Here is a 26,287-nt window from a genome sequence, read left to right on the forward strand (position 1 = left end):
GACACGATATATCCCGGCGTGGCGGCGCATGGAGTGGCATCGGTGTCTGTCCAGAGCGGGCCATCCGTGCGATCGTCTGATGGATCGTCTGAAGCGTCAGGTGCCCAGGTGAACGGTAACCGACTGCGCCGCTCCCGGGCGCTGTACCCCCGGTGTCCTTCCATCCCCAGGGAGTGCAACTCATGTCCTTCGCACGACAGACGAACACACCACAGACAAATGACTACACCCGCCGCGGTGTTCTGCGGACCGGCGCCGGTGTCGCCGTCGGCGCGGTGGCCGCCGGGGCGGTGGCCCCCGCCGAGGCGGCCGCCGCCGAGCGGCGGGACCGGGCGCGGCCGGAGCCATGGCGGCTGTGGTATCGCGGACCGGCCCAGGAGTGGCTGGAGGCGCTGCCGGTGGGCTGCGGCCGGCTGGGCGCCATGGTGTTCGGCGGTGTCGCCGTCGAGCGCCTCCAGCTGAACGAGGACAGCGTGTGGGGCGGCGGCCCGCACGGCTACGACCCGTCGGGCGCGCTGGAGGCCCTGCCGGAGATCAGACGGCTGGTCTTCGCCGACGAGTGGGGCGCGGCGCAGCGGCTGGCCGACTCCTCGTTCATGGGCGTCCCGAGCGAGCAGGCGCCCTATCAGCCGGTGGGCGACCTGCGGCTGGAGTTTCCGGGCGCCGGGGAGTACACGGACTACCGCCGGGAGCTGGACCTCACCACTGCGATCACCTCGGTGACCTATGTCAGCGACGGGGTGCGGCACACCCGTGAGGTGTTCGCCAGCCTGCCCGACCAGGTCATCGTGGTGCGGCTGAGCGCCGACCGGCGCGGCTCGGTCTCGTTCGATGCGGAGTTCTCCAGCCCGCAGGACAGCACCACGGGATCCGCGGGCGGCGCCACGATCCGGCTCGACGGCATCAGCACCGCCTGGCAGGGACGTCCCGGCGAGGTACGCTTCCAGGCGCTGGCCCGGGCCGAGGCCGACGGCGGAACGGTGCGTACCGACGGGGGCCGGCTGATCGTCGACAGCGCCGACGCCGTCACCCTCCTGATCTCCATGGGCACGAGTTACCGCCGCTACCACGACGTGGACGGCGACCCCGGCACCGCTGCCGGGCGCCATCTCCAGCACGCCTCGGCCCGGCCGTACCGCGTGCTGCGCGAGGCACACACCAAGGACTACGGGGCGCTCTTCCGCCGGGTCGACCTCGACCTCGGCACATCCGAGGCCGCGTCGCTGCCGACCGGCGAACGCATCGCCCGGCGGCAGCTGGACACCGATCCGCAGCTGGCCGCCCTGTACTTCCAGTACGGCCGCTATCTGCTGATCTCCAGCTCGCGCACCCCGGGGCACGCCGCGAATCTCCAGGGCATCTGGAACGACGGCCTCACCCCGGCCTGGGAGTCCAAGTACACGCTCAACATCAACTGCGAGATGAACTACTGGCCCGCCGGGCCGGCCAACCTCGTGGAGTGCTGGGATCCGCTCTTCGACCTGATCCAGGACCTGTCCGAGACCGGGGCGCGCACGGCGCGCGAGATGTACGGCGCCGGAGGGTGGGTGGCGCACCACAACACCGACGGCTGGCGCGGCACCGCGCCGGTCGACTTCGCCTTCTACGGGGTGTGGCCCACGGGTGGCGCCTGGCTGGCGGGCATCATCTGGGAGCGCTACCTCTACACCGGCGACAGACACGCGCTGCGACGGCACTACCCGCTGATGAGGGGCGCCGTCGAGTTCTTCCTCGACACGCTCCAGGAAGACCCCGGGACCGGATATCTGGTGACCAACCCCTCGCACTCGCCCGAGGTGGGCCACCACGAGGTCGACGGCGAGAACGTCAGCATGTGCGCCGGGCCGACCATGGACATGCAGATCCTGCGGCAGCTCTTCACCGCGTTCGAGGGCGCGTCCCAGGTGCTGGGCGAAGACCCGAAGACGCGCCGCGCCGCCGTCGCCGCCCGCGGACGGCTCGCCCCGACCCAGGTCGGCTACCTCGGCCAGATCCAGGAGTGGCTGGACGACTACGAGGGGGACGCCGCCCTCTCGCGCAGCCGGCACATCTCGCATCTGTGGGGTCTCTTCCCCGGTGAGGAGATCAATCCGCGGACCAGTCCGCAGCTCGCCGCGGCGGCCCGGCGCACGCTCGAACTGCGCGGTGAGGCCGGTGCGGGCTGGTCCCTTGCCTGGAAGATCAACTTCTGGGCGCGGCTGCTCGATGCCCCCGAGGCGTACAAGCGGCTGACCAACCTGCTGGTCCCGGCCCGTACCGCGCCCAACATGTTCGATCTGCACCCGCCGTTCCAGATCGACGGCAACTTCGGCGGGACCTCGGGCATCACCGAGATGCTGCTCCAGAGCCACTCCGGAGAGGTCGCGCTGCTGCCGGCCCTTCCCGCGGCCTGGCCCGACGGCGAGGTGCGGGGGCTGCTGGCCCGCGGCGGGTTCACGGTCGACCTCGCATGGCGCGATCACGCCCTGCACCAAGCCGAAATCCGGTCCACCGGCGGCCATGAACTCCGGCTGCGCGCACCCTCGTCCGTGACCGTCACCTCAGCGGGAAGGGCGGTGCGCGCCGACCGTCCCGAACAGGGCGTCATCGTCTTCGCCACCCGCCGCGGCGCCACCTACGACATCCGGCCCGCCACCACCTGAGCGTTGCCGAAAACCTGGGAGGTCACCATGGAAGACCTGGCCAGACGTCGACTGCTCGGGCTCGGAGCCCTGCTGACCTGCGGGATACCACTGCTGGGCAGCACACCGAGCCAGGCCGCCGACCGTACGGAGGGACAGGGCGCGCCCGACCGGCACCCCGCCCCGGGCGACCGGGAGGCGGCCGAGCGCGCGAGGAGGATCAGCGAGAGCGTCACCGTACCGACCTTCCCCGACGCATGGTTTCCGATCACCGCACACGGAGCCGTCGGCGACGGGGTGACCGACTGCACCGGGGCCATCGACCGGGCGATCAAGGACTGCCACGCGGCCGGCGGCGGCCATGTCCTGGTGCCCGAGGGGCGGTGGGCCACCGGGGCCATCCATCTGCTCAGCGGCGTCGACCTGCATGTCGCCCGGGGCGCGACCCTGCTCTTCAGCACCGACCCGGCCGCCTATCTGCCCGTGGTCCGCACCCGATGGCAGGGCGTCGAACTCTTCAACTACTCGCCCCTGATCCACGCCGACGGGCAGCACGACATCGCGGTGACGGGCCGGGGCGTCCTCGACGCGCAGGGCGACAACGGGCACTGGTGGTTCTGGGTGGGCTCCGGGCAGTACGGATGGCAGCCGGGGATGCCCAACCAGCGGGCGGACTGGGCGGCCCTGGAGCGCATGGGCGTGGAAGGAGTGCCGGTCGAGGAGCGGGTCTTCGGCGCCGGCCACTACCTCCGGCCCAGCTTCATCCAGCCACGCTCCTGCCGGAACGTCCTCATCGAAGGCGTCACGCTGCGCCGCTCGCCGATGTGGAACATCCACCCCGTGCTGTGCCGCGGTGTGACCGTGCGGGACGTCGTCGTGGAGAGCATGGGGCCCAACGGCGACGGCTGTGACCCCGACTCCTGCGAGAACGTGGTCATCAGGCGGGTCACCTTCGCCACCCACGACGACTGCGTGGCCATCAAATCCGGGCGGGACCAGGACGGTTGGCGCGTCGGCGTTCCGTCCAGGAACGTCCTGATCGAGGACTGCCGCTATCTCGGCGGCGGTGGTGCGGTGGCCGTCGGCAGCGAGATGAGCGGGGGAGTGGAGAACGTGGTCGCCCGCCGGCTGCGGATCCCGTACGACAGCTCGCTCGACGAGGCAAGCGTCGCCTGGATCCTCTCCGTCAAATCGACCTCGACGCGCGGCGGCTACGTCAGAGACGTGCACATCGCCGACGTGGCCTGCCCGGCGTGGACCTATGTGCCCTTCGAGGTCACCTTCCAGTACATGGGGGGAACCGGCGGTGACCGTTACCCGGAGGTGTCGCGGCTGACGGCGCGTAACTGGTCCGTCGGCGGCCCCTGCGACATCCCCTTCCGGATCCGCGCCGTCCCCGCGGCCCCGGTGGAGACGGTGCGTCTGGAGAACCTGTCCTTCGCGCGGGCCGCGAAGGATCCGGTGATGGAGAACGCGACCGGTGTCACCGTACGCGACGTACTGATCGGGGGCAGCCCGTACCCCACGGACACAGCACGGACCACACAGGCAGGGCAACTGAGGGAGGCAGGATGAAGAAGCGACGATACGGCCTGGTCGGCACGGGGATGCGGGCCCGCCTCTACACCGACGCCATCACCGGCCCGCACCGGGACGTCGCCGAGCTGGTCGCGCTCTGCGACACCAACGAAGGGCGGATGCGGCACTACGGGGACCGCGTCGCCGCCGCCGGGGGCGGCGACCCGGCCCGGTACCACCCCGACGACCTGGCCCGGCTGGTCGGCGAGGAGGGGGTGGAGCGCATCGTGGTCACCTCGCCCGATCACACCCACGCCGACATCGTGGTCGGCGCTCTGGAGGCGGGCGCCGACGTGATCGTCGAAAAGCCGCTGGCCATCGACGCGGACGGGGCCCGGGCCATCGCGGGCGCTGCCGAGCGCACCGGCCGCCGCGTGACCGTGACCCACAACTACCGCTACTCGCCCCGCAACAGCGCGCTCAAGCGGCTGGTGCACTCGGGCGCCATCGGCACGCCCACCTCGGCCCACTTCGAGTGGGTGCTCGACACCCGGCACGGCGCCGACTACTTCCGGCGCTGGCACCGCGAGAAGGACCGCTCCGGAGGGCTGCTGGTACACAAGGCATCCCACCACTTCGACCTCGTCAACTGGTGGCTCGGCGACACCCCGGTCCGGGTGTACGCCAGCGGCGGGCTGTTCTTCTACGGCGCGGACAACGCCCGTGACCGGGGCCTCGGCCCCCGGCCCGCGCGCGGCAGCGCCGAGGTGGCCGCGGGCGATCCCTGGTGCCTGGACCTGCGCGGCGACCCGGCGCTGAAGTCGCTGTATCTCGACCAGGAGCACCGCGACGGCTATCTGCGCGACCGCGACGTCTTCGACCAGGGCATCTCCATCGAGGACAACCTGTGCGCCGTCGTCGACTACGCGGGCGGCCCCACCCTCTCCTACTCCCTCAACGCCCACGCGCCGTGGGAGGGCTACCGCGTCTGCGTCAACGGCACGGAGGGCAGGGCCGAGCTGTCCGTCGTCGAGCGGGGCGCGGTCCGCCCGGTGTCGGGCGCGGTGGACCCCAGCGCGGTCGACGAGCGGGACGGGGGCGCCGTCGCGGTGCGCCCGCCCGGTGAGCGGCTGGTGGTGCAGCGCCACTGGGAGGACGCCCGGGAGGTGACGATCCCACGGGGCGAGGGGGCCCATGGCGGCGGTGACATCCGGATGCTCCGGGAGATCTTCGTCGGCCCGGACGGTGCGGATCCGCTCCGTCATCAGGCGGGGTACGCCGACGGGCTGCGGTCCGTCGCGGTGGGCATCGCGGGCAATGTCTCGCTCGCGGAGCGGCGGGCGGTGGACATCGCGGAGCTGCGGCTGGGCATCGAGGCCGGGCCGAGCGTCGGGGTCGGCCGCGTCGGCTGACGGGCCGACGTTCGGACACAGCGGACAACTTCCTTCAGCTCCTGGGGTATTCAGCGCGGGGGCGATGTGCTTCCATGCCTGGTATGCCACAGGTATGCCGGAGGAGGCAGGGTCCATGAGAGCGTTCCGTCGGAAACGCCTTGCGGCGCTCGTGGCCCTGCTGCTGTCGCTGGCCGCCGCCCCGTCCGTCGCCGTCCCGTCCGCCGGTGCGCGTGCCCCGGCGGACGGGCGCCCCGCGGTCGCGCTGGAACCGCGGGGGCTGGGCCGAGCCGTGTGCGCGGACACCTCGCTCCGGTTCACCTTCGGGACCGCCGTACGGCTGGGCACCGAAGGGCGGCTGAGCGTGTACCGGGCGGACGGTGTCCTCGCCGATGTCGTCGATCTCGCCGATCCGGCGACGTACCAGCGCTCCATCGGCGGCGCGCGGTCCGACTACGGCGAGGTGCACCGCTGGACCTATGAACCGGTGGTGGTGGACGGCCGTACCGCCACCGTCCACCCGCACCGGCGACTGGCCCCCGGCCAGGAGTACTACGTCACGGTGGATCCCGGCTTCTTCGAGGGCCACCCGGGCATCGAGTCCCCCGGCGCCTGGCGCTTCCGCACCCGGCGCGACCCGGCGCCCGGCACCTCCCGGCTGACCGTGAACGGGCGGGGCGGCGGGGACTTCTGCACGGTGCAGGGCGCGGTCGACTCCGTCCCGGAGGGCAACACCCGCCCGGTGCGGATCGATGTGGCCCCGGGGTTCTACCGGGAGATCGTGTACGTCGCCCAGTCCCGGCCACATCTGACCGTGCGCGGGGCGGGGGCCCGCCGCACCGTCATCGGCTACCCGAACAACAGCGTCCTCAACGGCGACGCGGCGATGGCCGATGTGCCGCCCGAGCAGAGCTACTGCCCGCGCCGGGTGCTTCCGTACCCCGACCGCCACAACTGCTGGCGCGCGGCCTTCGGAGTGGACGCGGACGACTTCCGGCTCCAGGACGCCACCGTCCACAATCTCACCCCGGAGGGCGGCTCCCAGGCCGAGGCGTTCCGGGGCAACGGCGACCGGATCGTGCTCGACCGCGTTCGTGTCCTCAGTTACCAGGACAGTCTGCGCCTCCAGGGGCGGGCCTTCGTGACCGACAGCTATGTCGAGGGCGATGTCGACTTCGTCTGGGGGACCGGAGGGGTCTTCATCCAGGACTCCGAGCTCAAGGCGCTGGACCTGGGTTACCTGAGCCAGGTCCGCAACGGCGAGGACGGCCCCGGCAACGTGTTCGTGAACGCCCGGCTGACCCGCGCCGCCGGGGTGCCCGACGGGAGCGTGCTGCTGAGCCGCATCGACAGCCGCTTTCCCGCCAGCCAGGCGGTGTTCATCGACACCCGGATGGACTCCCATGTGGCGCCCGTGGGCTGGGGGCTGACCGGGTTCGACTGCTCGTCGGGCCAGAAGTTGCGGTTCCAGGAGTACGGCAGCGCGGACCTGGCGGGCCGGCCCGTCGACACCGCCGGGCGGCTGGCCTGCTCCCGTCAGCTCACCGCGGCGGAGGCCGAACGGTGGCGGGATCCCGCTGCGCTGCTGGACGGCTGGGACCCGCGTGGCGCGAGCGATCGACGAGAGGGAAGGTGAGGGACCGGCATGTTGCCCATACGCCGGAGGAATGTCCTGGGAGGTGTCCTGGGGGCGGCCGGCTCGCTGGCCGCGTTCGGCACCCCGGGTGCGGCGTTCGCGGCCGAGGCGGGGGACGCGGCGGACGCAGGGGACGCGGGGGACACGCCACGCGGAGGCCGGGACCGGCCGCGCCCGGTGGCGCCCGTCAACCAGGAGGTGGCGGCCGCCCACAGCCTGGCGTACAAGTCGCTGCCGCAGGACGCCGTCGGCGTCGACACCGAGGCGCTGATGACGGTGCACACGCGGGAGGACATCGCGCGGCTGCGGACCGCCCTCGTCGCCGAGGTGTGGAAGTCCGCCGACGGGCGGCTGCCCGACGCGCTGCCCGAGGTGGAGCGCCAGGTCACGGCCCCGGAGCTGCCGGAATTCACCGGCGTCCGCCGGATCGACCGGCTCACCGTACGTCTGCCGTACGGACTGTCCTCCGTCGTGTTCCTGCTGCTGCCGCGCCATACGGCACACGGCCGCTTCGCGCTCTACCACAACGGCCACGGCGAGTTGCCCGACACAATGCGGCGCACCGCCCAGGCGCTGCTGGACGCCGGGTACGGTGTTCTGCTGTTCGCCATGCCCCTCTACCACTGGAACCCCAGGGAGCTGCGGGATCCCGCCGACCCCGGCACACCGGTCGTCGTGGAGTCCCACAACGATCTGGGGCCCTGGGAGAGCGGGGACTTCTCCACCCTGCGCTTCTTCCTGGAGCCGCTCGCGGTGGCCGTGAACCATGTGCGGCGGGTGTACGAGCCGCCGTCGCTCCAGATGATCGGGTTTTCCGGAGGAGGCTGGGCGACCACCGTGTACCCGGCGCTCGACCCACGGATCACCCGGAGCTATCCGACGGCCGGGTCCCTGCCGTTCTTCCTGCGCTCGGCGCCGCCCAGCCCGAGACCGACCACGGGCGACTGGGAGCAGCGGCGGGACCGTCATCCCACCTTCTACGGGATCTGTGACTTCCCGGACCTGTACGCCCTGGCGTCGATCGGTGAGCACCGCCGCCAGATGCAGATCCTCAACCGGTTCGACTCATGCTGCTTCAATGGTGTCGGACACCGCGCGTACGAACCCGTGGTGCGCCAGCGCGTCCAGGTCATCGGCGGCGGACACTGGGAGCTGCTGGAGGACGCCACCCACGGCGACCACACCATCAGCCCCTTCGCTCTCTCCGTCATTCTCTGGGACCTCGACGTCAACTGCGCCCGGGAGCCCTGACCGGTCGCGGGGAGCCCGGGCCGCTCACGAGGGGAGGTGGCCGCGGCGGTAGCGGGAGGCCTCGCCCGCCGCGTGGGCGGCGAACAGGGCCGCGGTCTCGTCCGGGTCGCCGTCGCGCAGCGCGGCGAGCAGCTCCGCGTGGAGCTCGGCCATCGCCCGCCAGTCGCCCCGGTAGCGGGGGTTGCCCAGCACATGCAGCCCCCACATGCTCGGCTCGATGATCCGCCACAGCCGCACCAGAGCCGCGTTGCCACCCGCCGCGCACACCGTGCGGTGAAACGACATGTCGGCGTCCCGGAAGTCACCGATGTCCCCGTCGTCGGCCGCGCGGCGCATGGCGTCGATGTCCTCGGACAGGCGCCGCAGACACTCGGCGTCGAGGCGGCCGGTCGCCCTCCGGGCCGCGTACATCTCGAACATGACGCGGATCTCGCGCACATCCCGCGCCTGCCGGTCGGACACCTGGGTCACATAGGTGCCCTGGCGCGGCTGGGAGTTCACCAGCCCTTCGTGGGCCAGCCGTTTGATGGCCTCGCGGGCCGGAGCCTGGCTGGTGCCCATCCGGCGGGCGATCTCCGACTCCACCAGGCGCTGGCCCGGTACGAGCTCGCCGGAGACGATCCAGTCGCGCAGCCGCGCGTAGACGTGGTCGGACAGCAGCTGGCGGGGAAGCGGGGCGTCGGGGGCCGGCCGCGCGACGCGGGCCGTGCGCGCGGGCTGCCCCGCCTCCGCATGTGGCGCCTCGGTACGTGGTGGGTCGGTACGTGGTGGCTCCGGATGCCGGCGGGTCTGCTCCTGCCGGATGCGGGCGACCGTTGACTGGGACAGTCCGAGTTCCTCGGACAGGGCCCGGGTCGACGGCACGGGTTCGCCCTCGCGCGCCAGGTCCAGCACGGCCGCGACGCGGCGCTCCGCGTCCTGGCGCCCCGGGTTGCGCGGGCGCCCGGAGCGGCGGGCGTCGGACAGCCCTGCCGGGCCCCGCTCCAGGAAACGCTGCCGCCACTTGGCCACCGTGGCCGGGCTGACGCCCAGCCGCTGCGCGACCTGACGGGTGGAGTGTCCCTCGGCGCAGGCGAGCACGATGCGGCTGCGGAGGCGCATCGCGCCGGAGCCCCGCGCCGACCACTGGAGCAGGGTGTCACGGTCTGCCGCGCTCAGCCGGGGCGCTTGCGGCGCCTTGGACTCCTCAGGCGCGACCATGAGCCGTCCTCCCTTCTCGCGCGGCAGGGACTTATGGGTCATGACATGTACCTGCAACATCTAGGCCATCAACTTTTGGCTGTGCGTACCGACTTGACCATCCTGTCACAACGCACTTATGAAGTAATCGTTGCTCGATAACTGACCCAATAAAAGCCTGGAGCCCTGAAGAGCCGCTGAACCTGAGCCCTCCTGGAGGACCGATGCGCCGACGACGGACACGACGGAAGACGGGCGCCGCGATGGTGTTGCTGGCCCTGGGGCTCACGGCCTGCGGAGGTGGTGGTTTCTCCGACGGCGGCTCCGGTGGCGGCGGACCGGACAAGATGCTCCGGGTCCTGGTCAACATCACGCCCAACCTCACCCAGGAGTTCTGGAACGACCTCGTCGAGCCCTTCGAGAAGGCTCACGACGGGGTGAACGTCAAGATCGAGGCACCGACCGGCACCGGAGTGGCGGACACCCTCCAGCAGCAGCTGGCCGCCGGTGACGCCCCCGACATCGTGGAAACACTGGTCGCCGACGAGACGCTGGCGCCCAAGATGCTGGACCTCACCGACCAGGCCTGGGTCGCGGACACCCCGCTGGCCAAGGAGGCCATGCTGGACGGGAAGGCCTACACCGTCGGCGTGGGCGAGCAGGCGCAGTCGCTCGTCTTCTACAACACGGAAGCCTTCGCCGAGGCCGGGATCACCCGGCCGCCCAGCACACTCGACGAGCTGACCGCGGCCATGGGCAAGCTGAAGAAGGCGGGCCGCCTGCCGCTGCGGACCGCGGGCGACTTCGTCACCGGGCTCCAGCTGCTCCAGCTCTCCAACCCCTCCCTCGCCCAGAGCCGCCCCGGCTGGTACGGACAGGTGCGCGACGAGAAGCTGACGGTGGGGGAGGTCATGCTCCCGTATCTGCGGCTCTACAAGACCTGGCTGGACCGCGGGTACCTCGACAAGAACGCGCTGGGGCTCAAGTACGCCGACGCGGAGACGGACTTCCTCGCCGGCAGGTCCGCGATGTACGTCATGGGCAGCTGGTTCACCGCGGCGGAGGCCGGGGCCGACAAGGACTTCGAGGTGGGCGTGTTCCCCGCCCCGGTGGAGAAGGGGCAGCGCCACCCTGGCCCGCAGGGGACCACGATGTCCATGCCGTACATGATCCTCAAGGACAGCGGGCAGCGGAAACTCGCCCTCGAACTCGTCAAGTGGCTGGTCACCGACAAGAAGGCCGTCGACACCCAGCTGCGACAGGACGGCAACTTCCGCCGTGGCTCCGAGCGGACCTTCAGCCCGCTGGAGCGCGAGGTGCAGAAGATCCTCGACGAGGCCCCCGCGAGCGTCGCACAGGGCGAGGGATACGGCGAGGACACCCTGCCCCGGGGCTTCAACGCCGCCTGGAACACCGCCGTGCAGGGCCTGTACACCGGGCGCTCGCCCGACGACGCGGCGAAGGCCGTCGACCGCTGGGTCCGCGACCGGTCCTGAACGCCCCCGTCTTCAGGCTCGGCCCGCCAGGGGCCGGGCACCCCTCCTCCTGAGCCACACCATCGCCGCGAGCGCACAGGAAGGGACACCATGCGCTTCGATCGGGAGACCGGCGGGCCGCGCCGGCGCACCGCCACCCCGGGCCGGCACGCCCGCCCCCCGGGCCGTGGCCGGCGGCCCGGTGTACGAGGGGGCGGGCTGGCCACCGCGATCATGGTCCTCCCCGCCACCGTGCTCTACACCGGACTGCTCGCCGTACCGGTGGCGCTGGCCGGCTATCTCAGCCTCACCGACTGGGACGGCTTCAGCGCCAACCCCTCGGTCGTCGGCACCGCCAACTACACCGCCCTGCTGGACGATCCGGACCTGCGCCACTCGATCACCGTCACCCTGCTGCTGGCCGGGCTCGGCACCGTGGGCCTGAATGTGCTCGGCCTCGGCTTCGCGCTGCTGCTGAACGGCTCCTCGCGTGTCAACGCCTTCTTCCGGATGGTCCTCTTCTACCCCCATGTCCTCAGCGCGCTGGTCATCGGGTTTCTGTGGAGCGCCATCCTCGGCACCACGGGAGCCGTCAACTCCCTGATCACCTCGCGCGGAGGCGAGGTGCTGCCGTTCCTCGCCGACCCCGACTGGGCGCTGGCCACCCTGGTGTGCCTGGTGGTGTGGTCGGCGTTCGGCGTGAACGTGGTCCTGTACCTCGCCGGGCTCCAGGCCGTGCCCCGCTCCCTCACCGAGGCGGCCCGCATCGACGGCGCGACGAAATGGCAGGTGTTCCGGCATGTCACGCTGCCCGCGCTCGGGCCGTCGGTGACCGTGAACATCGTCCTGTCCCTGGTGACCCTGCTCAAGACCTACGACCTGGTGGTGTCGCTGACCGCGGGCGGACCGGCCGGGGAGACCCGCACGATCGCCTACCTCATCCTCTGGAACTCCTTCCACGACGGCCGCCTCGGACTCGGCTCCGCGCAGTCCGTGGTCCTCATGGCCGTCACGGCCACGCTCGCCCTCCTCGTGACCCGGCTGCGGCGGCGGTCGGAGATGGCGGTGTACTCATGAGCCCACGTCGTGAAACGACCCCCGCCCGACGGTGGAGACCGAGCGGCGCGCCCAGGCTGGTGTTCCTCGGCGCCGTCAGCCTGCTGATGCTGGTGCCGCTGTACGTCCTGGTCGTCAACGCCTTCAAGTCCCAGCAGCAGATCCTGACCGATCCGTTCGGCCTGCCGGACGGCGGCGGCTCCCTCCGGTACCTCGGGCGGGCCCTGGACAGCGAGCGGTTCGACATGGTGCGGGGCTACGCGGTGACCCTGCTGTTCGTCGCCTGCGTCAACGTCCTGTCCCTCGTGCTGGCCGGGCCGGCCGCCTATGTCATCGCCCGCAGCCCGCGCCGCCGCTACCGGGCGCTGATGCTGTTCTTCCTGGCCGGGACGTTCATCCCCGGACAGGTGCTGGTGATCCCCGTCGTCTACGTTCTCAAGACCCTCGGCCTGATGGGCACCGTCCGCGGCTTCGTCCTCTTCGAGACGGTCCTGACGCTGCCGTTCTCGGTGTTCCTGTACGCCGGGTACATCGCCACCATCCCCCGCGAACTCGACCAGGCGGCCGCCGTCGACGGTGCCGGGCGCATCCGCACCTTCTGGCGGATCGTCTTCCCGCTGATGCGGCCCGTGGTCGCCACCATGGTCATCCTCAACACCTTCTCGGTGTGGAACGACTTCGTGAACCCGCAGATCATCCTCGGCCCGGGCAGCGGCCTCTACACGGTCACCACCGGCGTGTACGCGGCGGTCAGCCAGTACCAGACCGACTACACCGTCGTCTTCCCCACCCTCCTGCTGGCCATCGCACCCCTGCTGGTCTTCTTCGTGTTCATGCAGCGGCACATCATCAGCGGCCTCACGGCCGGGGCGACAAGGGGCTGACCCATGACGCACACCATCCGGGTGACCGCCACCGTCCCGCTCGGCGCCCCGCCGGAGTGGGCCGTGCTGGAGCGCAGGCTGTTCGATGTGCTCGACGAGGCGTGGCGGGCCTTCGCCCACCGCTACTGCGAGCCCGACGGCCGGCTGCGCTACCGCGGACCGGTGGCCGACCGCGACGGCGGCGACGACTTCTACGAGGCGTTCTTCAACTGGCCCGTCCTGTACCAACTGGGCGGCGCCGACGACCTGCTGGACGCCTGTAAACACCACTGGGCCGGAGTCACCGCCCAGCTCACCGAACTCGACCTGGTCGTGGACGAGTTCGAACGCGGATACGACTGGTTCCACCTGGGCGAGTCGATGCTGCTGTTCTACGGCATCTGCGCCGCCGACCCGGCCGACCAGGAGTTCCGCGCCCGCGCCCACCGCTTCGCCGACCTGTACCTCCCCGGCTCCCCGGCGGGCAACTACGACCCGGCGACGCACACCATCCGGGCCCCGCACAACGGCGCGGCGGGCCCCCGCTACGGGTTGCAGAAGGAGTGGGCGTCCTACGGCGCGGACCTGGCCGTGATGCGCCCCTACGGCCTGCCACTGCGCGACCTGGACTCCATCAACACCTGGGAGGACCTGGCCGACCCGGACCGCGCCCGCCGCATGGGCCAGGCCATGAACGCCCGCCTCGGGCGCGGCGACACCGCGGTCAACCTCGCCGCCACCAGCCTCGCGGTCAACGCCTGGCTGTACGACCACGACGACCGCCACCGTGACTGGGCCCTCGACTACCTCACCGCCTGGCAGCACCGGGCACAGGCGCACGGCGGTTTCCTGCCCGACAACGTCGGCCCCTCGGGGGAGGTGGGCGAGGACCACGGCGGCCGGTGGTACGGCGGCCTGTACGGCTGGACGTGGCCGCACGGCCTCTACAGCGTCGGCAACGCCGCCGTGATCGCCGCCGTCAACTCCGTCCTCCTCACCGGCGCCACCGATCTGCTTCCCCTCGGCCGCGGCCCGCTCGACGAGGTCCTCGGCCACGGGATCGAGGGCACGGTCACGGGCACCGAGATGAGCACCTCCGACCGCTGGCTCGCCGAACTCGGCGAGGACGCCGACCGTCCCACCCTCCTGGTCCCCAACCGGTACGACGACGGCGGCTGGTTCGACCACCAGCCGCCCCAGATCGCCCTGCCCCTGTGGTTATGGCACGCCTCGCTCGCCGACGAGGACCTCGACCGCCTCCGGCGCCTCCGCGCGGTCTCCGGCTACGACTGGCGCACCGTCCGGGCGTTCCGCAACAAGGAGGAGGGCGGTCACGAAGCCCCCTGGCTGGCCTACCTGAGCGGCGACAACCCCGGATACCCGGCGGCGATCCTGCGCACCGCCCTCGGCCAGGCCGCCCGCCGCATCGCGCTGATCGACGCGGACACCACCGACCCGGCCGAGCTGCACATCCACCACTGGCAGCGCCTCAACCCGGTCCTCACCGAGGCCCTGCTCCAGCTGACCACCGGCACCCCGCAGGTGCTCTACAACGGCGGACTGCTGCCCACCCGCCTCGCCTATCACGACCTGGAGCGCGGCCGCCCCGGGCTGCCTCCCGACGTGGCGGCCCTCGTGGACACCGTCACCGCCGACCGGGTCCGCGTCGAACTCGTCCACACCGGCCTGTCCGGTGCCCGCACGCTGGTCGTCCAGGCCGGTGGCTTCGGCGAGCACCGCATCGACCGCGCGCTGGTCGACGCGGCGGCGCCCGGCTACCCCGGCGACCCCCGCTCGTACACCACCCCCGACCCCGCCACCAGCAGCGTCGACCTGCCGGTCGGCGGGCCCCGCCTCGAGGTGGAGCTGCCCCCGGGACACCGGGTCCGGCTCGATCTGCGGCTCACCCCCCGGGCCTACCCGCCCGCCCACCAGACCGGTCCGACAGCGACTCGACAGTGATCCGACAGTGAGGAGACCGTTCGTGGACGACGAACCCGTGTGGGACCTGCCGGTGCGCGGGGACGCCCCCGGCCCCGCGGACCCCCAGATCCTGACCCGGCTCGCCGAGGTGTCCGCCGCCACCGCCTGCGCCAAACTGCACGCGCAGGGCATCCGCCGCACCTTCGTGTGCGGGCCGCGGCCGCTCGCCCCCGGTCTGAAGATCGCCGGCCGGATCCGCACCCTTCAGTTCATGCCGCAGCGCGAGGACATCGCCTCCGGTCTCGGCCAGGAGTACGTGGAGCGGCACACCGCCCTGTGGGCCGTCCTGGAGACCATCGAACCCGGGGACGTCCTCGTCGTCCAGGCCTACGGCTCCCCGTACACCGGCTGCTTCGGCGACATGCTGGTGCGCTACTTCCGGCAGAAGGGCGGCGCCGGGATCGTCGTCGACGGCCGTATCCGTGACGCGCCCCGGGTGCGCGAGACCGGTGTGCCCGTCTGGGCCACCGGCGTCACCCCCCACTACGCCTCCCAGGCCGAGCTCTTCCCCTGGGCGTACGACGTCCCGGTGGCCTGCGGCGGAGTGCTCGCGCTGCCCGGGGACCTGCTGGTGGCCGACGACGACGGCCCCGTGGTGGTGCCCCGGCGCACCGCACCCGCCGTGATCGCCGCCGCGCGGGAGCACGAGCAGTGGGAGCGCTTCAGCCGCGCCCGCATCGAGGAGGGAGGAGCCCTCACCGACTACTACCCGCTGACGGCCGCCACCCGCGCCGAGTACGAGCAATGGCGCGACCAGAAGGCCTGAAGCACCCCCGCCCCCACAAGGAGGACCGTGTTGCGCACCATCCGAAGACCACAGCTCAGGCTCACCCTGGCGGTGGCGGGCGCGCTGCTGCTGATCGGCGGCGCGGCGCTGCCCGGCCACAGCGCGGACGCGGCCGCCGCCGGCTGCCGGCCCACGCAGCTCTTCGTCGCACCGGACGGCCGGGATGCCGCCAAGGGCAGCGAGGACGCCCCGTGGCGGACCATCGAGCAGGCCCGCGACCACATCCGCGCCAAGGGCCTCAACCGGCCGGGGAAGATGCGCTGCGACATCGTGGTCAATCTGCGCGCGGGCGACTACCCGGTCAGCCGCACCGTCGAGTTCGACGACCGCGACTCGGGGAGCGGCGGCCACCGCGTCGTCTACCGCTCGTACGACGGGCCCGGGAAGGCGCGTGTGCTGGGCGCCGAGCCCGTCACGGGCTGGACCGAGTACAAGGACGGCATCTACCGCGCCGACGTCGGCACCGACCGGCGCTTCTACACCCTGTTCGAGGACGGGAAGCGGGCCACCACCGCCCGCTACCCCAACCGCGGGTCCGACGACACCTGGGCCCCGTACATGTTCTCCGTGCTCAAGGAGCCGGAGAAGGAGGCCGTGCACCAGTGGCTCTACTCCAAGCCCGGTGAATGGGACGCCTCCTGGGACCTCAGCAACGCGCAGGCGGTCGTCTGGTCCGGCGGCAGCTGGAGCTGGTTCACCGACACCGTGCCCATCCGGGACTGGAACCCCGCCAAGAACCAGATGACGCTGTCCCACTGGACCCGCTACGCGCTGATGAACTCCCGCAGCGGCTCCCGCTACTTCCTCCAGAACTCCCTGGACTTCCTCGACCAGGCCGGGGAGTACTACCTCGACTACGGCAAGGGGCAGCTCTACTACAAGCCCCGCGGCGACATCGACGACGTGACCGTCATGCGCCCCACGGTCAAGACGCTGTTCAAGATCGCGGGAGCGGCCCCCGACCGGCGGGTGGCGGACATCTCCCTGGACGGCCTCGCCCTCCAGTACACCGACTTCGTCGACTGGTACCGCTACGGCTGGATCAGCGACGGCGACTCCGGCGACGTCCACAAGTATCCCGTGTACGACCGCCAGATCGAGATGAACCGCAACCGCTTCGGCGCCGTCACCGTGACCAACAGCAGCGGCATCACCCTCCAGCGGATGCGGATCTCCGACACCGGATTCACCGCCGTCTACGCGCTGTTCGCCAACGACCGCCTCACCGTGCGCGACAGCCTGCTGGAGAACCTCGGCGGCGACGGCATCAAGGTCGAAGGCGGGTATCCGGGTGAGGGCGACATCTCCGGCCACCACCTGTTCACCGACAACTACATCACGCACTACGGAGAGCTGGTGCCCGGCGACGCGGCCGGTGTCGAACTCCTCAACACAGGCTCGAACGAGGTGAGTTACAGCTACTTCGAGCACAGCGCCCGCTACGGCGTCACCCTGGAGGTGATGCCCGAGGTGGGGCCGGGCGACTCGTACGCGCGCAACAACACCTTCAAGTACCTGCGCATCGAGAAGGCCGGTCTGGACAGCGGTGACATGGGCGCCTTCTACACCTACGGCGTGGACAACACCGAGCCGCACACCAGCAACAACAGCGTCTCGCAGGTCGTCATCGGCGATGTCATACCGGACGACTCCATGCCCGACAGCGGCACCCGAGGGGTGCACATGGACGCGGGCGGCTGCGGCTTCTCCTTCACCGACATCGAGGTCGGCAAGGTCACCGACGACAAGTACCAGAGCTACCGGTGCAACACCGTGGAGAACGCCAACTGGCAGGACGGCTTCGACCCCTCCCGCATGGAGTACGACAAGATCGGCGTCAAACCCTCCTTCCCCTATCCGCTGCCCGGCGCGGACGGCTGAGCGCACAGGCGCACCCGCGTGGGTCCTCGCCGGGCCGCCACTCCCATGCGAGCGGCCCGGCGAGCCCCGGCCCATGCCCGTCAGGAGATGACATGGACATCATTCCGACCAGCTCGCCGCCCGCCGTGACGGACGAGCTGCGCGGACTCACCTGGGACCACCCGCGCGGCTACGCGCCGCTGGAGGAACTGGCCCGGCTGGACGCCGCCGTCCCGCCCGGCTGCGAGACCGTCGGTCTGCCGCTGCGCTGGGACCGGCAGCCACCGGCCGCCTTCGAGACGGCGCCGATCGACGGCCTCGCCTCCGACTACGACCTCCTGGTCGTCGAGCACATCGGCCTCGGCGCCGCGGTGGAGGCCGGGTGCCTGGTGGCGATGGACGACCTGTTCCCGGCGGCCCAGCTGGAACACTGGCGCCGGCGCACCGTCGGCGCCTGCTACGACAGCCATGTGCTGGACGGCCGGGTCTGGGCGCTGCCACTGGACGCCGCGGCCCAGGTCGCCGCGGCCCGCCCCGACCTGATGGCAGGCCACCCGATGCCGCGGACCTGGGACGAGGTGCTGGCGCTGCCCGTCCCGCCGGCCCTCTGCATGGGCGGCCCGCACGCCCTGCTCACCTTCTGCGCGCTGTGCGTGGCGCTGGGGGAGGAGCCGGGCCGCGGCCCGGAGTTCGTCTCGCGGGAGACGGGCGGGGCGGCCCTGGAGACCATGGCCCGGCTGCTGGCGCGCGGCGACCCACGGCTGTGGCGGCTCGGCCCGGCGGGGCTGCTGGCGGCGATGGCCTCCGCCGAGGGGCCCGCCTACTGTCCCCTGGTGTACGGCTACGCCCCCGCAACGCAGTCGGGACCGTACCCGCTCACCTTCGCCGACGCCCCGGCCAGCCACCCCGGAGGGCGGCCGGGCAGTGTGCTCGGCGGCGCCGGGCTCGCCGTCTCGCACCGCCGGACCGACGACCCGCTGGTCCGCGAGGCCATCCGGGACCACCTGCGGCGGCTGCTCGCCGAACCGGTGCAGTGCGAGCTCTTTCCGGTGACGGGCGGCCAGCCGTCCGACCGGGCCGCCTGGCTCGACCCCCGCATCAACAGCCGCTGGGGCGGCTTCTACCGCGCCACCCTCGCCACCGTCGAACACGCCTGGGTGCGTCCGCGCGCCGCCGGCTTTCCGGACTTCCAGCGGTCCGCCTCCCGGCTGCTGCGCGAGGGGCTCGCCGACGGGCGGCCGCCCGCCCGGCTGCTGGCCGAACTCGACGAGGGCTTCCGCCACCGGACACGGCGCCCCGACCACTTGCTGCGACCGAAGGGAAACGGGACATGAGCGAAGGAAACAGACGGGAGGCGCCACGGGACGGGGCGCGACCGCTGGCCCGGCGGGCGTTCGTGGCCGGCACCGGCGCGCTGCTGGGCGCCGCGGCTCTGTGGACACCGTCGGCGCGGGCGGACGACAAGCTCGCCGCTGCCGCCGACGCCGTGGACGGCGTGCTGGCCTTCCCCGGAGCCGAGGGCGGCGGCAGATACGCCAGCGGTGGCCGCGGTGGCGAGGTCTACGAGGTGACCACGCTCGCCGACTCCGGACCGGGCTCCCTGCGCGAGGCGGTGTCCGGCAGCGACCGCACCATCGTCTTCCGGGTCTCCGGCACCATCGAGCTGGGGGGCGGCCTGGACATCACCGGGTCCAACCTCACCATCGCCGGCCAGACCGCGCCCGGCGACGGCATCTGCGTCGTCGGCAACGAAACCAAGATCAAAGACGAGCGCAACATCATCCTGCGCCATCTGCGGTTCCGGGGCACGGACGCCCTCGGCACCCCGATCGACACCTTCGGCATGGAGCGCTGCGAGAACGTCATCATCGACCACTGCTCCTTCAGCTGGGCGGTCGACGAGGTGTGCTCGCCGTACGGCAACGAGAATGTGACGATGCAGTGGTGCGTCATCGCCGAGGGGCTCACCATGTCCGCGCACGAGAAGGGCCGGCACGGCTACGGCGGTCTGTGGGGCGGCGACAACGTCACCTACCACCACAACCTGCTGGTCCACAACGGCGGCCGCAACCCGCGGTTCAGCTTCGTCGAGGACATGGCCCTCAAGGCCGACCACCGCAACAACGTGATCTACAACTACGGCTACACCTCCGCGTACGGAGGCGAGTGGTCCGACGGCATCAACATCGTCGGCAACTACTACAAGCCGGGCCCGAACACCGTGGCCGAGATCGCGCCCGTCATCATCGCCCCCAACCGCGGCGGCATCTGGCACGTCGACGGCAACCTCATCGAGGGACACCGCAAGGTCACCGCCGACAACCGGCTCGGCGTCCGCTTCCCGCTCGGCGGCGCCACCCTGCGGGACGAGCCCGTGGCCTTCCCCAGCCCCATCGAGGAGCAGACCCCGAAACAGGCGTACAAGGCGGTCCTCGCGGGCGCCGGCGCCACCCTGCCGCGCCGGGACGCGATCGACGCGCGGCTGGTCAACGATGTGCGCAAGGGCACAGGACGCAGCATCAACTCACAGAAGGAGGTGGGCGGCCCGGTGCCGCTGGCCTCCGCCGACCCTCCCAAGGACAGCGACCACGACGGCATCCCCGACGACTGGGAGCGCGCACACGGCCTCGACCCCGACGACCCGGCGGACGGCCGCGCCATCGACCCGGACACCGGCTACAGCAATCTGGAGCTCTATCTCAACTCCCTCGGGCCCACCGGCGCCCCGAACCCGGCCGTCGCCCTCACCGCCCCGGCCATCGACCAGATCTTCGCCGATGACAGCGGCACCGGCGACCTCACCCTCCGCGCCACCGCCACTGCGGCCGACGGCGCGAGCATCGCCTCCGTCGTGTTCTACGCCGACGACAAGAAGCTCGGCGAAACCACCGCCGCCCCGCACGAGATCGTGTGGCGGGGCGCGCCCGCGGGCACCCACCACCTCACCGCCCGCGCCACCGACACCACCGGCACCGCCACCACGTCGAGCATGGTGCCCGTCCACGTCAACCGCTCCACCTCGCTGGGCACCTGGACCGCGGCCGACATCGGCGCGGTGCCCATCGCGGGGGCCGCCGCCCTGGACGGCGCGGTGTTCACCCTGCGCGGCTCCGGGAAGATCAAGGGCCGTGAGGACTCCTGCCACTTCGTGTACCGGGCCATCGACGCCCCCGACGACGAGGTCGTCGAGGTCGTCGCACGCCTGGACTCGATCAGCGCGGTGTACCAGGACGTCCTCGCCGGAATCATGATCCGCGAGAACCTCACCCCCGACTCCCCGTTCTGCCTCATGGGCATCTATGTCGCGAACGGCGGGATCAAGGCCACCGCGAAGCGCATGCACTCCCACGGCACCGAGATGAACGTGGGCAACTACCCGTGGGAGGAGGACGAGATGCTGGGCAACAAGCCGTACTGGCTGCGCATCACCCTGCGCGGGGACGAGTTCACGGCCGAGGTCTCACCGGACTCCCTCCAGTGGACACGCGTCGGCTACGAGCGCGTCCCCATGGGGCCACGGGTCTACGCCGGGCTGGTGGTGGAGGGCAACAAGGAGGCGAACGCCGTCGCGCACTACACGACGGCGAAGTTCAGCAAGGTACGCATCAACAACTGAGTCAGCAGTCGACCGCGCCGCTCTCCTCCAGCGGCACCCACACCCGCATCGCGCCGTCACCGCGGTTGTCCCACTGGAAGTACGGCACCGCGGTGGCGGTGGCGGGCCGCCGCGTGTCCACGGCGCCGTGGGTGCGGTACGGCAGCCCCGCCTGGTGCGGGCCGGTGACGGCGAGCGCCTCCGCCTCGATCGTCACCGTACGGCCGAGACCCGGCAGGTCCGCCGGGTCCCGCACCCGCAGCGCGGTGTCCGCGCGCAGCGCCAGCTCGTCGACCGGAGTGTCCGCGGGCTGGTCCAGCTGTTCGAAGCAGTACACCAGCGGCCCCCGCTCGATCGCCGCACAGCCGCGCACCGCGTCGATCCTCGGGTGCGGCACGGTGAGCCGCGGCGCCATGTCCAGCTCCAGTACGACGCTGTCCCCGGCCCGCCAGCGCCGCCTGACCACCACCCGCCCCTGCGCGTCGCCCGCCACCGGCTGTCGCGCGCCGCCCGGCTCGGTCAGCCACGTCCGCGTGCTCCACGGTGGCACCCTCAGCCCCAGCGCCCATGCGCCGGCCGGCGCGCGCTCCACGGTGACGGTGACCGTTCCGTCCCACGGGTAGTCGGTGTCGATCCGCAGCGCCACCGTGCCGCCCGCGTGGGCGCAGGACAGGGCCATCGACGCGTACAGATGCAGAAAGAGCGTGTCCCCCGCGGTGGTCGCGGCGTAGTGCGGGAGCGAGGCCACCAGCCGGGTGACCGACGGCGGGCAGCAGGCGGAGTAGAACCACTCGTCCCGGCTGCGCGGATCGCCCACCGCCTCCGCGTGGTCGGGGCGCCGCTGAAGCGGATTGCCCTTGTAGTACCTCCGCCCGTCCACCGAGCGGGCCGCCGCGAAGGCGTTGTACAGGGTGCGCTCGATCAGATCGGCGTAGCGGCCCTCGCCGGTGGCCAGCAGCAGCCGCCGGCTCCACTGGATGCTCGCCGCGGACGCGCAGGTCTCGTTGTACGACAGGTCGGGCGGCAGCTCGTAGCGCTCGCCGAAGACCTCCCCGACCTGGCGTGAGCCGAGACCGCCGGTGAGCGACGTCCGGGTCGCCGCCATGTCCGCCCAGCGGGTGGCCGACGCCCGGAGCAGCTCGTCGTCGCCCGTCTCCACGGCCACGTCCACGGCCCCGGCCTCCAGATACAGCGCCCGGACGACATGTCCGGTCACCGCCGGTGCCACGCGGACCGGGAGGTGGTCGAGGCGGTGCCGCGCCCCGTGCTTGTGGCGCCCCACCAGGCCGTGTCCGCGCCGCTCCACCAGCCGCGCCGCCAGGGTCAGATACCGCGCGTCGGCGGTGGTCCGGAACAGCTCCACCAGCGCCGTCTCCACCTCCGGGTGGCCGTCCAGGCCGGGCCCGGGGCCGTCGAGGAACACCGCGCACAGATGGTCGGCGCAGCGCCGCGCCACCGCGAGCAGCCGGGTCTCCCCGGTGGCGCGGTGGGCGGCCACGGCGGCCTGGAGGAGATGGCCGGCGCAGTACAGCTCGTGGCTGTCGACCAGCCGGCCGTAGCGGCCGCCCACCTCGGCCACCTGGTAGTACGAGTCGAGGTAGCCGTCGTCCCGCTGGGCCCGCTCCAGCAGCCCGGTGGTGCGGGAGACAAACCCGGCCAGCACAGCCGAGGTGTCCTCCGGGCCCGCCTGGAGCTCCCAGGCCGCCGTCTCCAGCATCTTGTGCACATCGGAGTCCGCGTACACGGGACCGCGGTACGCGCCCTGCTCCTCGCCCGCGGCGATGCGCAGATTGGCCAGGGCGCCGGACTCCTCCAGCCAGTGCAGGGCCAGCGGCACGCTGGTGGCGCGGTTGACCCGCTGCCACAGCCGCCACAGGCCGTCCGTCACGCGAATCCGGCCGCCGCGCGGCGGCCGGTGTGCCGTGCGCGCGCCGGGGGAGGGGAGTACGGGGCCGTCCACGGATGCCTCCTGGCGTGAGGGCTTGACGTGAGGGCTTGCCGGAAGGGTGCGGCGTGCGGGTGCGGAGCGCTACATGCGGGGCCGGGCGAGGAAGGCGATCATCTGGTCGCGGACCCGCAGGATGTGCGCCTCCAGCAGATCCCTGGCCCGCGTCCGGTCCCCGCTCTCCAGCGCGTCGACCACGGCGCGGTGCTCCGCGACGGCCATGTCCAGGCGGGAGGCGGTGATCGGCGCCTCCATCCCGGCCCGGGTCACATGCAGGCTCAGGTGCAGATCGTCGTGGAGCTCCAGCAGCATGGGGAGGCTGCCAAGCCGGACGAGCTCGCGGTGGAACCGGGCGTCGTTCTCCCGGAACTCCTGGTAGCGGCCCGGATCCTCCAGCGAGAGCCGGGCCAGCTCGGCCGCCTCGTCCACGAGCTCCCGCAGCCGGGCCGGGACCTGGCGGTCCGTGCGCTCGGCGAACAGCCGCAGGCTGTGCGACTCCAGCATCAGCCGCAGCTCGAAGAGTTCGTACAGGCTGGACAGGGAGGGGATGGCCACGGTGAAGCCGACCGACGCGTCGTACGCCAGCAGGCCGCGCTCATAGAGCCGGCCGACCGCGCTGCGCACCGGGGTGCGGCTCATGCCGAGGCGGCGGGCGAACTCCCGCACCGGAACGGCCTGGCCGGGCGCGGGGTTCTCCTTGGTCAACCACTCCACGATCGCCGTACGGGCCCGGGTCTCCAGGCTCTCGGCGGGTCCCGGCTCCGGAGCCGGTGACTCCGCCTCGCGGGCCGCCGCCGCTCGCGGTCGGATCATGCCGCCTCCCACTGTTGCCACGTCTGATCGATGTGCCGGCCCCATGGTATGCCGCTGGTAAACCGCGCGTCTGCGGTTCGGGAGGCAGCAAGGAAATACTTCTGCGCGGGGGTTGACGCTCCGAAGGGGTGGCCAACAGACTCATGGCATACCACCGACATGCCCCCCTGGGCCCATCCGTCCAGACAGCTGCCGCTAGGGAAGCACGGGAACATCGGCTCAGCCGTCCCGTTTCACGGCGGCGTGAGGCGCGGTGGATCGGTCCGCACTGGAATGCCATCTGGACCATCTGGAGCGTGGACATGACTCCCGAACACACCCCCGGGGCCACCCGGCACCACGCCGGCACACCGAATCGGCGTGCTGTGCTGCGCGCCGGCGCCGGAATGCTCGCGGTGGCCGGGCTGCCCGGCTGCGGATTCTTCGAGACGGACCCGGACGACGGCGAGTCCGAGGGGAAGAAGGGCAAGGAGGCGCCCTCGCTCAAGAAGCGGGTGGACGCCGGTGAACTGCCCCCGCTGGCCGAGCGCCTGCCCGACAAGCCACGTGAGGTCACCCCGCTGGAGAAGGCCGGGGTCTACGGCGGCACCTGGCATTCGGTGATGCTCACCCAGGAGGACATGAACTGGCTGCGCTACAGCATGGGATACGAGCCGCTGGTGCGCTGGGCGCCCGAGTGGCGGGGAGTGGCCCGTACCGAGATCCTGCCCAACGTCTGCGAGAAGTACGAAGTCCGCGGTGGCGGCAAGGAGTTCGTCTTCCATCTGCGCAAGGGCCTGAAGTGGTCCGACGGGAAGCCCGTCACCACCGACGACTTCGCGTTCGCCTTCCACGACTTCAACGCCGACATCGACATGCACACCACGGGCGTCTATGAGCTGTGGCTGTCCAGGTCGGGCCGGCCCGCCCGCTTCGAGAAGGTCGACGACCTCACCGTGCGCTATGTGTACGAGGAGCCCAAGCCCGGCTTCCTGGAGGAGATCGCCGGCACCTCCGGGGTGACGATGCTGCTGCCCGCCCACTATCTGAAGAAGTTCCACGCGGGGCACAACGACGGCGCCCAGGCCCTGGCCAAGAAGGCGGGCCTGAACCGCTGGATCGACTACATGGTCATCCAGGCGGACCCCTGGGCCAACCCGGACCTGCCCTCACTCAACCCGTGGGTGGCCAGAAACGCGGTTGGCAAGGGCAGCAGCGTGATCGCCGAGCGCAACCCCTACTACTGGCAGGTGGACCCGGGCGGCAGCCAGCTGCCGTACCTCGACAAGGTCATCGTCGATGTGGTGCAGGACGTCGAGGTCGAGGTGTTGAAGGTGTCCAACGGCGACCTCGGCATGCAGCTCTACAACTTCGGCACGGTCCGCAACAAGCCGGTGGTCGCCCGCAATCGGGGCAAGGGCGGCTACGAGCTGATCGAGGTCGCCCCGGACCTGGTGAACACCATGATCATCGGCTTCAACCAGACCCACCCCGACAAGGCCAGGCGCGCCCTGTTCGCCACCAAGGACTTCCGGATCGGCCTGTCGTACGCCATCAACCGGCAGAAGATCATCGACACCTTCTACGGTGGCCAGGGCCGCCCCTGGCAGTGCGCGCCGCTCCCCGGCAGCGAACTCTTCGACGAGGAACTGGGCAGCCAGTACACCGAGTACGACATCGACAAAGCCAACGACGCCCTGGACCGGGCCGGGCTGACCCGGCGCGGCGGCGACGGCATCAGACGCACCGCGGACGGCGCCCCCGTCGCGTTCAATGTGCTGGTCGTCTCCGATATGCCCGACCACGTGGACGCGCTCGAACTGATCCGCGCCGACTGGAAGAAGGTCGGCGTCGACGCCAATATCCAGCGGCTCGCGGAGACGCTGTACTGGGAGCGCGTCGAGGCCGGCGCGTCGGAGGCCGCCACCTGGGCCGGAGGCCCCTTCGATCTCCGCACCGGCCCGGGCGGAGACCACTACTACCTGCCCACCAACCCCCGCGGCTCCTCCCGCTACGGCGGCGCCTGGGCCAGGTGGTACACGCGCGACGGGAAGGACGGCGAAAGGCCGCCCGCCGAGATCGAAAAGCAGCTGGAGCTCTTCGACCGGATGCGGTTCACTTTCGATTCCGATCGGGCGCTCGCCCTCGCCCGGCGGATCCTGGCCATCACCAAGGACCAGTTCTACTACCTCGGCATCTCCACCCCGCCCTCCGAGTACGGCATCGTGAAGAAGAACGTCCACAACGTGCCCAAGAAGTTCAGCGGGGCCGTGATGCACCAGGCGCCGGGGCCCAGCAATCCCTCGACGTACTTCATCTCGGGCAAGGCGTGACG

At 71.5% G+C, this 26,287-nt stretch carries 17 protein-coding genes; 14 read left to right on the top strand and 3 right to left on the bottom strand.

What is annotated here, in order from left to right; all coding sequences use genetic code 11:
- Positions 1-182: 182 nt before the first annotated feature.
- From ABTY62_RS01765 to ABTY62_RS01785, 5 genes are all read left to right on the top strand, one after another.
- Positions 183-2,642 carry a glycoside hydrolase family 95 protein gene (locus tag ABTY62_RS01765; protein WP_352127335.1) on the top strand — a complete coding sequence of 820 codons (2,460 nt, stop codon included), beginning with the start codon at positions 183-185 and terminating at the stop codon, positions 2,640-2,642.
- 27 nt (positions 2,643-2,669) lie between these two features.
- Complete coding sequence (locus ABTY62_RS01770; protein ID WP_352127336.1) at positions 2,670-4,196, top strand: glycoside hydrolase family 28 protein; 1,527 nt, start codon at positions 2,670-2,672, stop codon at positions 4,194-4,196.
- Positions 4,193-5,551 carry a Gfo/Idh/MocA family protein gene (locus ABTY62_RS01775; RefSeq protein WP_352127337.1) on the top strand — a complete coding sequence of 453 codons (1,359 nt, stop codon included), beginning with the start codon at positions 4,193-4,195 and terminating at the stop codon, positions 5,549-5,551. The genes ABTY62_RS01770 and ABTY62_RS01775 overlap by 4 nt, the downstream gene beginning before the upstream one ends.
- Before the next feature lie 115 nt (positions 5,552-5,666).
- Positions 5,667-7,166: a pectinesterase family protein gene (locus ABTY62_RS01780; protein ID WP_352127338.1), complete on the top strand. Its 1,500-nt coding sequence runs from the start codon at positions 5,667-5,669 to the stop codon at positions 7,164-7,166.
- Positions 7,167-7,175: 9 nt separating this feature from the next.
- Positions 7,176-8,417, top strand: a complete 1,242-nt coding sequence (locus ABTY62_RS01785) for a hypothetical protein (protein ID WP_352127339.1) — start codon at positions 7,176-7,178, stop codon at positions 8,415-8,417.
- Positions 8,418-8,441: 24 nt separating this feature from the next.
- On the opposite strand, the gene ABTY62_RS01790 is transcribed toward ABTY62_RS01785, so the two are convergent.
- Complete coding sequence (locus ABTY62_RS01790; RefSeq protein ID WP_352127340.1) at positions 8,442-9,659, bottom strand: GntR family transcriptional regulator; 1,218 nt, start codon at positions 9,657-9,659, stop codon at positions 8,442-8,444.
- Between the two features lie 161 nt (positions 9,660-9,820).
- Here ABTY62_RS01790 and ABTY62_RS01795 point away from each other — a divergent pair, with 161 nt between their 5' ends.
- From ABTY62_RS01795 to ABTY62_RS01830, 8 genes are all read left to right on the top strand, one after another.
- Positions 9,821-11,092, top strand: a complete 1,272-nt coding sequence (locus tag ABTY62_RS01795; RefSeq protein ID WP_352127341.1) for an ABC transporter substrate-binding protein — start codon at positions 9,821-9,823, stop codon at positions 11,090-11,092.
- Between the two features lie 90 nt (positions 11,093-11,182).
- A complete protein-coding gene (locus ABTY62_RS01800; protein ID WP_352127342.1) occupies positions 11,183-12,148 on the top strand; it encodes a carbohydrate ABC transporter permease in 966 nt (321 codons plus the stop codon).
- Positions 12,145-13,011 (top strand): carbohydrate ABC transporter permease, encoded by an 867-nt coding sequence (locus ABTY62_RS01805; RefSeq protein ID WP_352127343.1) that lies wholly within the window; start codon positions 12,145-12,147, stop codon positions 13,009-13,011. The genes ABTY62_RS01800 and ABTY62_RS01805 overlap by 4 nt, the downstream gene beginning before the upstream one ends.
- A gap of 3 nt (positions 13,012-13,014) precedes the next feature.
- Complete coding sequence (locus ABTY62_RS01810; RefSeq protein ID WP_352127344.1) at positions 13,015-14,952, top strand: DUF8034 domain-containing protein; 1,938 nt, start codon at positions 13,015-13,017, stop codon at positions 14,950-14,952.
- 22 nt (positions 14,953-14,974) lie between these two features.
- Positions 14,975-15,739 carry an RraA family protein gene (locus ABTY62_RS01815; protein ID WP_352127345.1) on the top strand — a complete coding sequence of 255 codons (765 nt, stop codon included), beginning with the start codon at positions 14,975-14,977 and terminating at the stop codon, positions 15,737-15,739.
- 27 nt (positions 15,740-15,766) lie between these two features.
- Entirely contained in the window at positions 15,767-17,641 is a 1,875-nt protein-coding gene (locus tag ABTY62_RS01820; protein WP_352127346.1) for a right-handed parallel beta-helix repeat-containing protein, read from the top strand.
- 92 nt (positions 17,642-17,733) lie between these two features.
- On the top strand, positions 17,734-18,954 hold the full coding sequence (locus tag ABTY62_RS01825) for a carbohydrate ABC transporter substrate-binding protein (RefSeq protein ID WP_352127347.1): 1,221 nt from the start codon (positions 17,734-17,736) through the stop codon (positions 18,952-18,954).
- The gene (locus ABTY62_RS01830) at positions 18,951-21,236 is read left to right on the top strand and encodes an Ig-like domain-containing protein (RefSeq protein WP_352127348.1); all 2,286 of its coding nucleotides are present in this window, start codon (positions 18,951-18,953) and stop codon (positions 21,234-21,236) included. Before ABTY62_RS01825 ends, ABTY62_RS01830 begins: the two co-directional genes overlap by 4 nt.
- A 1-nt stretch (position 21,237) precedes the next feature.
- Here ABTY62_RS01830 and ABTY62_RS01835 read toward each other — a convergent pair whose 3' ends face one another.
- Entirely contained in the window at positions 21,238-23,175 is a 1,938-nt protein-coding gene (locus ABTY62_RS01835; RefSeq protein ID WP_352127349.1) for a glycoside hydrolase family 127 protein, read from the bottom strand.
- 69 nt (positions 23,176-23,244) lie between these two features.
- On the bottom strand, positions 23,245-23,973 hold the full coding sequence (locus tag ABTY62_RS01840; protein ID WP_311722116.1) for a GntR family transcriptional regulator: 729 nt from the start codon (positions 23,971-23,973) through the stop codon (positions 23,245-23,247).
- Positions 23,974-24,275: 302 nt separating this feature from the next.
- Between ABTY62_RS01840 and ABTY62_RS01845 the strand changes: the two genes are divergently transcribed.
- A complete protein-coding gene (locus ABTY62_RS01845) occupies positions 24,276-26,285 on the top strand; it encodes an ABC transporter substrate-binding protein (protein ID WP_352127350.1) in 2,010 nt (669 codons plus the stop codon).
- Positions 26,286-26,287: the final 2 nt, after the last annotated feature.

Source organism: Streptomyces sp. NPDC097640 (genome assembly GCF_040302705.1).
Lineage (GTDB): Bacteria > Actinomycetota > Actinomycetes > Streptomycetales > Streptomycetaceae > Streptomyces.